We start from the raw sequence: 10,303 nt of genomic DNA, 5'->3' as shown, positions 1-10,303 counted from the left end.
GAGACGGAATCGGAGGTCAAAAAATGCTCGCTGACGGCGATAGGGAAAGTGTCGACGCCGGCATCACGGATTCAGGAAATCGTCAGCGCTTCTCAGGTAGTGGCATCTCACTCTTCCACCAGCCTGTCCAGTTTCGAGACCAAGTCCTCAGCTCGCAGATGGGTATACCGCCGCAGCATCTGCATGGACTTGTGGCCACTGATCGCGGCGACTTCCTGATCGGATAGCCCAGCTTCCACCAACCGACTGACGGCCTCATGGCGTAGGTCGTGAAAGCGAAAGTCATCGAGCCCTGCTTGCTTCTTCGCCTGGTTCCAGAGCTTGGTGTAGGCATAGGGGCCGCGCTTGCCGTCCTTTCCAGGCTCACCGAAGAACACCAGGTCACAGTCAAGCGGGCGCACAGGGTTGTTCAGCGCCTGCTTGAAAACCTCGGCGGCGGCTTGGGTCAGCGGCACCAGGCGGGCTTCGTTGTTCTTGGTGTCCGTGAGGCGCACCACGCGGCGTTTCACGTCGACCTGTGAGCGAGTAAGGGTCAGGATCTCCGACGAGCGCATGCCCGTCTCCAGGGCGATTCTGGCGATCCAGGGCAGCATGGGGTTGCTGTGCTGTCGCAGCACGGCGAATAGTCGCTTCTCCTCGTCGACACTCAGGCGCCGGTCACGCCCCTCTCCCGGGCTGGGCTTGCGGATATTCTGGACGGGGTTGTAGGTCAGGCCCAGGCCCCATTCCTGGATGGCCACGGTGTAGAGGTGGCCAAGCAGGGCGAGCTCCAGGCGCACGGTATTGGGGCTGATGGGCTTCCCGCGGCGTCCCAGGCTGTTGAGCCGCGTGTCGCGGTAGTTGGCGATCAGTTCCGGCGTCAGGGCCGCGAGGGAATACTTGCCAAGGTGCTGGGTCAGCGTGCTTGCCTTGTGGCGCTCGCTCTTCCGGGTACTGGGCTTCTTGGTGGGAGTGACATCGGCCAGATAACGCTTGAGCGCGGCTTCGAGCGTCATGCGCTCCGAGGCGCTGCGCTGGATATAGACGCCACGCACCATTTCATCTTCGGTGCGGCGGCTCCAGTCCTGGGCGTCACGTTTGGTACGAAAGGTCTTGGCGGTAGTGGGCCAGCCGGTCTTGCGGATGACGGCCTTCCAGCTACCAGAGGGGGTCTTGACGATGGTGGCCATGAAAATCTCCAGGGGGCTGAAGGATCGGCACTGTACCGAAACTGTACCCTTGGACTATGGGACTCACCAAGCCAGACTCGTAAGATGCTGATTTTACTGGTGGGCCCAGCAGGATTCGAACCTGCGACCAAGGGATTATGAGTCCCCTGCTCTAACCGCTGAGCTATAGGCCCGGCAAACGCGCGGCGTATGATAGCGAATGCCAATGGCTGAGACCAGCGCCCCGCTGGTATTCTCGGCCCTTACCTGTTCAGGAGGCTTCGGCATGGACGTCCGCTTCGATCAACCGTGTTCCGCACGATCCCGCCGCGGGTGGGTGGCGGCCGGCGTCGCCGGCCTGCTGCTGGCGGCATCGCCCGTGCAGGCAGCCTGGCAACTGCTGGCGCCCGAATCCCGGGTGACCGCGACGCTGACCGAGATCACCGCCGAGGGCAGGCAGCCGCATACCCATCACATCGACCATCTGCAGGGCACGCTCGGCACGGACGGTACCCTGCGCCTGCCGCTGCGTCTGTCGCAGACCGATGTCATGAAGCGCATCGGTCCGTTGCCGGCGTGGCTTCAGGAGATGGCGACCACCCCGCTGGTCACCGTGGTCACCGAGTTCGATCCGCAGCGCCTGGACGCCCTGAAGGTCGGCGAGTCGCTGACCGACACGCTCACGCTGCGCATCGACGGCAACGGCGAGCCGCGCCGCGAGAGCCTGCCGGTGCATTTCACCCGCAAGAGCCGGGACCGTATCCGGCTCACCAATGCCGAGCCGGTGACGCTGGACGGTCAGGCGCTGATGGACAACAGCGTCGCCCGGCTGGTACTGCAGATGCTCGGCTACCAGCGCATCGACGACGCGGTGCCCGTCGCCCTCGACGCCGTTCTGGTGGACGCGCCCGCCGGCCCATGAGCCTCGGCGAGTCGCTCCCCCAGGGTCTCGGCCCCTGGCATGTCGACTGGCCCTGGCCCGCGCCGCTGGCGGGGGTCATCTGGCGCGGCATCGCCCTGGATCGCCATGCCTTCGACGGCGGGGCCTGGGAAGCGGTACCGGTCACACCCCCGGAATCCGTGCACCGAGCGGCACCCAAGCGCCAGCTCGAGTATCTGGGCGGTCGCCTGGCCGCCCGCGCCGCCCTGGCCATGCTCACCGGCACCCCGGCGGTGCCCGGCATTGCCCCCAGCCGGGCGCCACTATGGCCCGCCGGTATCGTCGGCTCGATCACCCACAGCGGCCGTCTCGCCGCCGGCGTGGTGGCCTGCGCCGAACGCTGGCAGGGGCTGGGCGTGGATGCCGAAGCGATATTGCCCGTCGCACGCGCCGAGCGGCTGGCCCGGCAGATCCTCACTCCGGGGGAACAGGCCCTCATGGATGCCCTGCCCCGCGACGTCCGCGGCGTCTTCGCCACCCGGGTTTTCTCGCTCAAGGAAAGCCTGTTCAAGGCGCTGTTTCCGCTCACCGGGGTGCGCTTCTACTTCCAGGATGCCCACCTCGTCGCCGATGCGCACGACCCGCTGGATGCCACCACCCTGGAACTCGACCGCACGCTGTCGCCCGCCTGGTCCGCCGGGCGGCGCCTGACCGGCCAGGTCGGCCAGGTCGACGCCTGCCTGGTGAGCCTGATCGCGGTGCCGGCGGCGACCGGCTGATCACCACGGGGCCTCTCAGTAGCGCCAGGTCAAGGCTGGCCATCATGTCGACCCGTGCCAGGCGCCCTGCCCGCTCCTCCCGTCAGCGTAATCACGCTCGCGGGAAATGGCGCCTCGCCAGCGCCGCCGACCTGCTTGCCGTGGAGACTGCGCAAGCGGCAGGCACTCACCCGCGCACAACAGACTGCAAAGAATGAATACCAAAGTTCACTAAAAAATCTCGCCGGCGCGCCGATAACCCATTCGGTTGCGAGGTAAGCATTCCACGGACGTTCCCTCCGGGCGACTGACCGCCCCACTGCCGCTGCTTCTTCTCCGCCATCACGGCGCCAGCGACAGCACCTCACCGGTAACCACACCCCGATTCCGCACGACGACCCCAGGGCCGCCGGCGGTTTGTCGAACCATTGATTTCGAACAGGTGGTCACCTTGCGCTCACTCATCGACCTGACTCTCTCCAGCCAGTGGAACGGCGGTTACGTCATGGAAGTCTTCATCACCAACCTGGGCAGCGACCCGATCACGGACTACCGGATCGGCTTCACGACTCACGGAACGCTCGGCGATATCTGGGGCGGCAGTCTGCTGGCCTCGGACGCCGGTTACTACGAGATCGGCGACGATGACGACAAGAACGACATCGCGCCCGGCGAAACCGCCCGCTTCAAGATCAAGGTGCTCGGCGACGGCACCGAGTTCCCGGCCGGCTTCACCGTCAACGGCGAGACGCCGTCATTGACCGACGCCGCCGCCGCGCTCGTCACCCCCGTCGACCCGCTGGCCGAGCTGCCCGACGCCTATGCCTTCGTCGACGGTGTGTCCAGTGTCGACACGAACATCTCCGCCGAACAGCTGCAGACGCTGATCGACAACGCCCCCGACGGCGCGAGCATTCACTTCGCCGCCGGCGACTATCACTTCGACGCGGCGCTGGCCATCGAACGCAGCGACCTGTCACTGGTGGGTGCCGGCTCGGCCGAGACCCACTTCATCTTCAGCGAGGCGGCGCTGGCCGACGGCGCGAGCCAGGCGATCCGCGTCCAGGGTGGCGATGCCGCGGCTGTCGGCACCCTGCAGCAGGCCGCCGGCAAGGGCAGCGACACGCTGGTGCTCGGCGACGGCCACGGGCTGGCGGCGGGCGACACGATTCGCCTCTATCAGAACAATGACGCCGCCTTCCTCGACGCCATCGGCGACAGCCAGTGGCGCGAGACCGATTCCCCGCTGCGCACCAGCATGGCCCGGGTGGTCGCCGTGGACGGCGACACCGTCACCCTCGACCGCGGCGTGCACTTCGACTTCGCCGCCGGCGACACCCACGTCGAGCGCATCGACACCCTCGACCACGTCTCGCTGTCCGGTTTCGGCGTGGGCTTCACGCTCGGCGAGCCCGACGCCGGCGACTTCGTCAACCAGCGTACCGACCTGCTGCGCTATCACGCCATCGAGTTCGACGCCACGGTCGGGGCCGAGATCCGCGACGTGGCGGTGACCAACGGCCCCTCGACCGCCTTCGAGCTCGCCCGCTCCCTCGACATGACCGCCGAGAGCCTGAGCACCCACGGCAGCTTCAACAAGGGGGGCGGCGGCAACGGCTACGGGTTCGAGCTGCGCGAAAGCTATGACGGCCAGTACGATGACCTGACCAGCCTGGCCATGCGCCACGGCGTGCTGTTCGCCTCCTGGAGTTCCTCGGTGGGCAATAGCATCAACGTCGCGCTCACCGACCGCGACATCAACTTCCACGGCGGCCGCGACCACGCCAACACGGTGCATGTCGAGCAGTCGCTGCGCGACGCCGCCCATGACGAGATGTCGACCACGCTGTGGGTCAACGACGGCGAGAGCTTCGGCGCACCCACCGACGGCGATGCCAACACCGTGACCTTCGACTACGTGGTCGGTACGCGTCGCGACGACATCATTCACGGCACCGACGCGGGGGTCTATCTGGACGGCGCCCTGGGGCACGACCATCTGTACGGCGGCGCCGGCGACGACATCCTGCGCGGCGGCGCCGGCTGGGGGAACGACGTCCTCGACGGCGGCGACGGCTTCGACATCGCCGTGTTCGATCAGGCATTCGGCGACTACCACATCGCCAATCTCGGCAACGACCTCTGGTATCTGGATGGCCCCGGCGACGACGACATCCTGATCGACATGGAAGAGGCCCACTTCGCCGACGGCCGGATCCTCGACCTGAGAACCGGTGAACTCCGCCAGGGTGAGGTGTTTCAGGTGCCCTCGGCGGAAACGATCCTGGGCGACGGCGACGCCACGGGCGATACCTCCTCGTCGCTGACGCTGACCGGCGGTGACTGGCTGCCGACCGGCACGACGGTCACCGACGCCGGCAACAGCGACGCGCTGAGCTATACCCTGACACCGGTCAGCCGCTGGTCGAGCGGCTATGTCATGCGGGTCACCCTGAGCAACCACGGTGACCATGCCGTCGAGGCCTCGGACGTGGCCTTCGATCTGAACGCCGACCTGACCCAACTGTACAGCGCCACCCTGACGCGCCATGAGGCAGGCCACTACACGGTCACCCCGGATGGAGACGGCATGCTGGCCGCCGGCGACAGCCTGAGCTTCTCGTTCAAGGCCTATGCCGACGAGTCGATGCTGCCGGCGTCCCTGACCCTCGGCGGCCAGGCCGTCACGCTCGACGACAGCGGCCTGTGCGCCACCACGGCGGTGGGCTCGGTGGATGCCGACGCCCTGACTCGCGTCACCACGCAGGTCAAGAGCGAATGGTCGAGCGGCTATGTCGGCGAGGTCATCGTCGAGAACACCAGCGATGCCACGCTCGACGATATCTCCCTGGCCTTCGACCTGCCCAGCGGCCTGAGCGCGCTGTGGAATGCCCAGGTCGTCGACACGGACGGCAGCGGCCATTACGTCGTCACCGACGACACGCCGCTCAGCCTGGCCCCCGGCGAGACCTGGCGCTTCAGCTACAAGACCTACGACGCGGCCAAGGCCCTGCCGACGCAGCTGGATGTCGACGGCACGGCCTCGGACATCATGGCCACCGCGGCGGGCGGCGACGAATGGGTCGGCACCGACGGCGCCGATACCTTCGCCTTCCGGGCCACCCAGGCCTCGGGGCCGGACGCCCCGGATCGCATCCTCGACTTCCTGCCGTCTCAGGGGGACGTGATCGACCTGTCCGCCATCGATGCGGATCTGGCCCAGGACGGCGACCAGGCCTTCGTCTGGCGCGGCAGCGACAGCTTCACCGGCCAGGCCGGCGAGCTGCGCCTGGCCGACGGCATGCTGCGCGGCGACGTCAACGGCGACGGCGTGGCGGATCTGGCCATCGAACTGACCGGCATCGGCGGCTGTCAGGACGACCAGGGGCTGATTCTGTAACGGGGAGTCTGTAACGAGAATGTGGCCGAGCGGTTGAAATTCGTCACTCACTTCCTATGGTGAAGGGGCGACGCGGTAACACGGCACCGGAGCCGGGACGGCTCCGGTCGCCACACCGAGCACCGGCCCGCTCGCCACCTCGGGAATGAGGTGACCCCACAGAAACGGATTTTGCACAAGGAGCGACACATGGATATGCGCCCGACTTTTACCCAGCCCGCTGGTAAAGCCCTTCTTGCCGCCCTGATCGCCGCCGGAGGCCTGAGCCTGGGCACCAGCGCCATGGCCGCCCCGCAGGGCCTGTATTCCGCCGACGAGCTGACCGATGCCGACGTCTACAGCAAGAGCAACCCGTCCGAGGACATCGGTGATGTCGAGGATGTGCTGCTCGACGACAACATGAAGGTTCGCGCCCTGGTGATCGATACCGGCAACCTGCTCGATCTCGGCTCCAAGCAATACGTGATCGAGACCGGGCACTTCACCGTCGAGACCGTCAACGGCGATGACCTCGAGAACATCGCCTACAAGGTCCACGTCGACATGACCGAGAAGGAGATCACCCAGCAGCCCGAATACACCAACGACTGGTGGAGCAAGACCAAGCAGACTACCGCCAACGCCTGGGAGAACACCAAGCAGTCCGCCCAGAGCGCCTGGCAGAGCACCAAGGCCGCCACCGCCTCGGCGCTGACCAACGCCGGACAGGCGCTCGACACGGCCGGCGAGAAGACCCAGCAGGCCGCCCAGGACACCGCCGACAGCATGGACGGCGACAAGACGCAGTAAGCGCTCGCCGACCTGCCGCTGGCGGCAGGCTGCTAGCTGACACGTATCGGCCCGGTCCTCGACCGGGCCTTTTCGTGGCCGGACCGTCATGACGGCACGGCCGCGCCAGGCGGGCGCGCGCCTGCAGTGAGTGACCCGCACACCCTGGGAGACGCGCTGCCCGCATCACCGCATAGCTCTCGTTCTCGCATTGAGCGCACTGCCGCCGCTCAGTCGTCGGCATGCCAGCGTGCCCATTGGGCCAGATGGGCCCGGCGTGCCTGTGCGGGCGTGGTCGGCGTCAGCCGCAGCGACTCGCCCGGCGCCAGCTGGGCCAGCCGGGCGCAGGCCAGCGGGGTCAGCGCCCCCAGCCGCGGATAGCCGCCGATGGTCTGACGGTCGTTGAGCAGCACGATGGGCTGGCCGTCCGCCGGCACCTGGACGGCGCCCAGCGGGATCCCCTCGGAAATCATCCCCGACAGCCGACAGTGCAGTTCGGGGCCGAGCAGGCGCACGCCCATGCGATCGGCACGGTCGTCCACCCGCCACTCGCGGTTGAAGGCGGCGAACACGCTGTCGCCGCTGAAGTGGGCGATCTGCGCGCCGGGCACCAGTGCCAGGGTCGTCCCGGCCTCGGACGGCAGCACCACGTCGCCGGGCAGCACGCGATCGGCGCCGCCCTGCCCCTGCCAGCCCAGGATGTCGCCCGCGGCGAGCGCCCGGCCGTGGCCATCCAGGCCGCCCAGCCCCTCGCGGGTCACCGTGGCGACGCTGCCCAGCACCGGCTCGGCATCGATGCCGCCCGGCACCGCCAGGTAGGCGCGCAGCCCGCGCACCGGGGCCGCGAAGGCCAGCCGCTGGCCCGCCTCGACGGCGAAACTGGTGTTGTTCGCCAGCGGGCGCCCGTCCAGCGTCGCCCCCAGGTCGGCGCCGGCCAGCGCCAGCCTGGCGGACGCCTCGATGCGCAGCTCCAGGTCGCCGATGGCGATTTCCAGTCCCGGCGTCTCGGGCGGGTTGCCCAGCAGCCAGTTGGCCCAACCCAGCGAGATCCAGTCCAGCGCCCCGCCCTGGGTCACGCCCAGGTGGCGCACGCCGAAGCGGCCGGCGTCCTGGATCAGCGCCTGGGGGCCGGCCCGCTCGACCCGCAGCCCCGCTGTTGTCGCGGCGGTCATGGGTTTTCCTCCCGTTCCTCCAGGGGGGTCGGGTCGCCCCCCTGGGCGACGAAGGTCTCGCGATCGATGGCCTCGAAGCGCACCCGGTCGCCGGGGCGCAGCAGGCTGTAGCCTTCACGATCACGGTCGAACAGCGTCACGGCGGTGCGCCCGAGAATATTCCAGCCGCCCGGGGAGCGCAGCGGATAGACGGCGGTCTGCCGATCGGCGATACCCACGCTGCCGGCGGCGACCTTCTGGCGCGGCGTCTTCAGTCGCGGCGTGGCCAGCGCCTCCTCGACCAGCCCCATGAAGCCGTAGCCGGGGGCGAAGCCCAGCGCGAAGACGCCATAGTCCCGGGCGCAGTGGCGCTCGATCACCTCCGCCATGCTGATGCCCAGCCGCTCGGCGATACGCGTCAGCTCGGGCCCCACGCTCTCGTCGTACCAGACCGGGATCACGTGTCGGCGGCCCTGCTCCGCCGATGCCGGAGCCAGATCGGCCAGCGCCGTGCGGATGCGTTCCCGGGCCTCGGCCGGGGTCAGCGCGGCGACATCGTAGTGCACCAGCAGCGTGGTGTAGGACGGCACCAGATCGATCAGCGCCGGGCCGAAGGCCTCGCGCAGTGCGGCGTCGGCGGCGGTCAGCCAGGGCATGTTGGCTTCGTCGATGGCCTCGAAGAGCCGCACGATCAGGCTGTCCATGCCCACCGTCTCGAGCCGTGGCGTCATGCGCTCTCCAGCGCCTGGAAGGCCTCGCGGATGGCGCGAACCGCGGCGATCGACTCGGCGTTGTCGCCGTGCACACACAGGGTGTCGGCGTTGAGTCGCAACTGGCTGCCGTCCTCGGCGGTCAACGGCTCGCCACGGGCCAGGGTCACCGCCTGGGCGACGATCACGTCCGGGTCGTGGTGCACGGCGCCGGGGCGACGCCGCGAGACCAGATGGCCGTTGGCGTCGTAGGCACGGTCGGCGAAGGCCTCGAACCACAGCGTGACCCCCATCTCCTCGGCCAGCGCGCGGGTCGGGGCGGGATCGGCCGTGGCCATCACCAGCAGCGGCAGTGCCGGGTCGTAGGCGCGGACCGCGCGCATCACGCCGCGCAGCAGCTCGGGGTCGCGGGCCATGTCGTTGTAGAGCGCGCCGTGGGGCTTGACGTAGGCGACCCGGCCGCCCTCGGCGCGACAGATGCCGTCCAGCGCCCCGATCTGGTAGAGCAGCATCGCCTCGACCTCCTCGGGCGAGCAGGCCAGCGAACGGCGGCCGAACCCCTGCAGGTCGGGATAGGCGGGGTGCGCGCCGATGCGCACGCCGCTGGCCACCGCCAGGGCCACGGTACGCCGCATGATGTCGGGGTCGGAGGCATGGAAGCCGCAGGCAATGTTGGCGCAGTCCACATAGGGCATGACCTCCTCGTCGAGCCCCATCGTCCAGTTGCCGAAGCTCTCCCCCATGTCGCAGTTGAGTAGCGGGACGGGCATGCGATGTCCTCACGTGATTGTTGTCTTGGCGACCGGCCGGGGCCGGCCATGCCGGGCCTTCCACTGTAGAAATCCCGGCATGGCCGGGTCCAATCGTTTTTCGTGATGCCGAGTATCGAGGAAATTTTTCATTCCCGCGGACAGGACAAAAATCGTTGACGCCACGGAACGGCCGAGGGAAGAATTCCAGTCATTCCTTCCCGAACCCTTGCGACAGAGGAGTCAGCCATGCCCGTCAGCGACCCGTTCCACCTGGCCGTTCAAGTCCGCGACATCGATGAAGCCCGCCAGTTCTACGGCGAGTTCCTGGGCTGCCCCGAGGGCCGTTCCTCGGAGCGCTGGGTCGACTTCGATCTCTACGGACACCAGTTCGTCTGCCACCTCAATCCGGCCATGCAGGATGCCCGCGAGAACAGCCACAAGAACCCGGTCGACGGCCACGGCGTGCCGGTGCCGCACTTCGGCATCGTGCTGGAGATGGACGCCTGGCAGACGCTGGCCGACAAGCTGCGCGCCCATGGCATCGAATTCGAGATCGAGCCCTATGTGCGCTTCCAGGGCGAGCCCGGCGAGCAGGCCACCATGTTCTTCTACGATCCCTCGGGCAACGCCCTGGAGTTCAAGGCCTTCAAGGACCGCGACGGCCAGTTGTTCAGGAAGGAGTGAACCGAGGCTTCAGCCACATTGAAGCTTGCTTGTCAGCGAATGAGCAACAAAG

9 protein-coding genes and 1 tRNA gene are annotated in these 10,303 nt (G+C 67.9%); 5 read left to right on the top strand and 5 right to left on the bottom strand.

Features of this window, described 5'->3' with window-relative positions; translation table 11 throughout:
- Nucleotides 1-107: 107 nt before the first annotated feature.
- Together G7A98_RS12840 and G7A98_RS12835 are read right to left on the bottom strand one after the other, a co-directional pair.
- A complete protein-coding gene (locus tag G7A98_RS12840) occupies nucleotides 108-1,169 on the bottom strand; it encodes a site-specific integrase (protein WP_163650074.1) in 1,062 nt (353 codons plus the stop codon).
- A gap of 97 nt (nucleotides 1,170-1,266) precedes the next feature.
- Nucleotides 1,267-1,342, bottom strand: a tRNA-Ile gene (locus tag G7A98_RS12835).
- A 92-nt stretch (nucleotides 1,343-1,434) separates the two neighbouring features.
- Between G7A98_RS12835 and G7A98_RS12830 the strand changes: the two genes are divergently transcribed.
- The 4 genes from G7A98_RS12830 (at nucleotide 1,435) to G7A98_RS12815 (ending at nucleotide 6,975) form a co-directional block, all read left to right on the top strand.
- On the top strand, nucleotides 1,435-2,070 hold the full coding sequence (locus G7A98_RS12830; RefSeq protein ID WP_163650073.1) for a hypothetical protein: 636 nt from the start codon (nucleotides 1,435-1,437) through the stop codon (nucleotides 2,068-2,070).
- Nucleotides 2,067-2,807, top strand: a complete 741-nt coding sequence (locus G7A98_RS12825) for a 4'-phosphopantetheinyl transferase superfamily protein (protein WP_163650072.1) — start codon at nucleotides 2,067-2,069, stop codon at nucleotides 2,805-2,807. The genes G7A98_RS12830 and G7A98_RS12825 overlap by 4 nt, the downstream gene beginning before the upstream one ends.
- 430 nt (nucleotides 2,808-3,237) lie before the next feature.
- Nucleotides 3,238-6,186, top strand: a complete 2,949-nt coding sequence (locus G7A98_RS12820; protein WP_163650071.1) for a cellulose binding domain-containing protein — start codon at nucleotides 3,238-3,240, stop codon at nucleotides 6,184-6,186.
- Nucleotides 6,187-6,375: 189 nt separating this feature from the next.
- Nucleotides 6,376-6,975, top strand: a complete 600-nt coding sequence (locus G7A98_RS12815) for a PRC-barrel domain-containing protein (protein ID WP_224415660.1) — start codon at nucleotides 6,376-6,378, stop codon at nucleotides 6,973-6,975.
- Between the two features lie 209 nt (nucleotides 6,976-7,184).
- Here G7A98_RS12815 and G7A98_RS12810 read toward each other — a convergent pair whose 3' ends face one another.
- From G7A98_RS12810 to G7A98_RS12800, 3 genes are read right to left on the bottom strand one after another with little or no spacing between them, the layout of a single operon-like run.
- Nucleotides 7,185-8,126 carry a biotin-dependent carboxyltransferase family protein gene (locus G7A98_RS12810; RefSeq protein WP_163650070.1) on the bottom strand — a complete coding sequence of 314 codons (942 nt, stop codon included), beginning with the start codon at nucleotides 8,124-8,126 and terminating at the stop codon, nucleotides 7,185-7,187.
- A complete protein-coding gene (gene pxpB, locus G7A98_RS12805) occupies nucleotides 8,123-8,836 on the bottom strand; it encodes a 5-oxoprolinase subunit PxpB (RefSeq protein ID WP_163650069.1) in 714 nt (237 codons plus the stop codon). The genes G7A98_RS12810 and pxpB overlap by 4 nt, the downstream gene beginning before the upstream one ends.
- Nucleotides 8,833-9,585, bottom strand: a complete 753-nt coding sequence (locus tag G7A98_RS12800) for a 5-oxoprolinase subunit PxpA (protein WP_163650068.1) — start codon at nucleotides 9,583-9,585, stop codon at nucleotides 8,833-8,835. Before G7A98_RS12800 ends, pxpB begins: the two co-directional genes overlap by 4 nt.
- Nucleotides 9,586-9,813: 228 nt before the next feature.
- Here G7A98_RS12800 and G7A98_RS12795 point away from each other — a divergent pair, with 228 nt between their 5' ends.
- Nucleotides 9,814-10,251 carry a VOC family protein gene (locus G7A98_RS12795; protein WP_163650067.1) on the top strand — a complete coding sequence of 146 codons (438 nt, stop codon included), beginning with the start codon at nucleotides 9,814-9,816 and terminating at the stop codon, nucleotides 10,249-10,251.
- Nucleotides 10,252-10,303 lie beyond the last annotated feature (52 nt).

Origin of the sequence: Modicisalibacter sp. 'Wilcox', assembly GCF_010993675.1 — a bacterium.
Classification (GTDB): domain Bacteria; phylum Pseudomonadota; class Gammaproteobacteria; order Pseudomonadales; family Halomonadaceae; genus Modicisalibacter; species Modicisalibacter tunisiensis.
The sequence above is the reverse complement of the archived record's forward strand: the minus strand, read 5'-3'. Positions and strand labels throughout refer to the sequence as shown.

Coding starts and splice junctions, on each gene's coding strand:
- G7A98_RS12840 (WP_163650074.1), bottom strand. CDS start 1,169: ATGGCCACCATCGTCAAGACCCCCTCTGGTAGCTGGAAGGCCGTCATC.
- G7A98_RS12830 (WP_163650073.1), top strand. CDS start 1,435: ATGGACGTCCGCTTCGATCAACCGTGTTCCGCACGATCCCGCCGCGGG.
- G7A98_RS12825 (WP_163650072.1), top strand. CDS start 2,067: ATGAGCCTCGGCGAGTCGCTCCCCCAGGGTCTCGGCCCCTGGCATGTC.
- G7A98_RS12815 (WP_224415660.1), top strand. CDS start 6,376: ATGGATATGCGCCCGACTTTTACCCAGCCCGCTGGTAAAGCCCTTCTT.
- G7A98_RS12810 (WP_163650070.1), bottom strand. CDS start 8,126: ATGACCGCCGCGACAACAGCGGGGCTGCGGGTCGAGCGGGCCGGCCCC.
- pxpB (WP_163650069.1), bottom strand. CDS start 8,836: ATGACGCCACGGCTCGAGACGGTGGGCATGGACAGCCTGATCGTGCGG.
- G7A98_RS12800 (WP_163650068.1), bottom strand. CDS start 9,585: ATGCCCGTCCCGCTACTCAACTGCGACATGGGGGAGAGCTTCGGCAAC.
- G7A98_RS12795 (WP_163650067.1), top strand. CDS start 9,814: ATGCCCGTCAGCGACCCGTTCCACCTGGCCGTTCAAGTCCGCGACATC.